Annotated in this window: 1 pseudogene; it reads left to right on the top strand. The window is 36.8% G+C overall.

Annotated features, from left to right (window positions below):
• Positions 1-599 (top strand): annotated as a pseudogene (locus tag L696_RS0127520) (transcriptional regulator); the annotation flags it as partial.
• Positions 600-818 lie beyond the last annotated feature (219 nt).

Raw genomic sequence — 818 nt, 5'->3', positions numbered from 1 at the left:
CATACGCCTACGCTAATTTAGATTGGGTCAAAGAGAAGGACGAGGATACCCGACACTGGATCAAACTGTATAAAGATTGGGCGCAATGTAACACTTACGTTAATAAACTCCTGTCAGGAGATATAAGTGTGCTACCAGATTATGTTGAATACATTGCTGCATCGTCAGATACCACTGAAAAAGAAATGGTTACTAAACTGTTGAACGTAATGTTTGCTGCTAACCGATATGAGTTAGATGTGAGTCACGTACTTAAACGCTTTGGAACGATTATTGACTCTTTTGTACAACAGGGACAGCCATCATCTGACATGTATACTAAGCAAGTTATACCAGAACAGTTTGCGCGCTTTGGATATGAATTAGCTTATTATTATTTGTATCGAGGAATGTATAACGATGGCTTTAAATACTTGATGTATTCAATGGTAAGTTATCATACACTAAAAAATGAGACTTATTTTATAAACTGTACAGGGCTTTTTGCACATTTCCAAGCATATGCGCTTCCTGAGACCAGAGAAGAGTATTTCAAACTATTAGAAAAGGTGTGGTTAGACAATGTTAAAAAAAATGGTACTGCTGATCGTCGCAGCTAGTTTTTTGTTTATTGTTACTGTACCTGTTCAATCGAATACTCATAATCAGAGAATACAACTTTATGACCAAGTTGGAGGTTCTTAAACGAATAGGAACAATAAAAAAAGCTCCGCTAACCTTAATTGGTCGGCAGAGCTTTTTTAGCTATCAGCATAAATAATTGCTTTTTTATCCAAACCCACATTCCTCTTGCCACCTGGCGGTGTTAATTTGAAGAG

Origin of the sequence: Paenibacillus maysiensis (assembly GCF_000520815.1) — a bacterium.
Lineage (GTDB): Bacteria > Bacillota > Bacilli > Paenibacillales > Paenibacillaceae > Paenibacillus > Paenibacillus maysiensis.
Note: the sequence above shows the minus strand (reverse complement) of the source record. Positions and strands in the feature narration are given on the sequence as shown.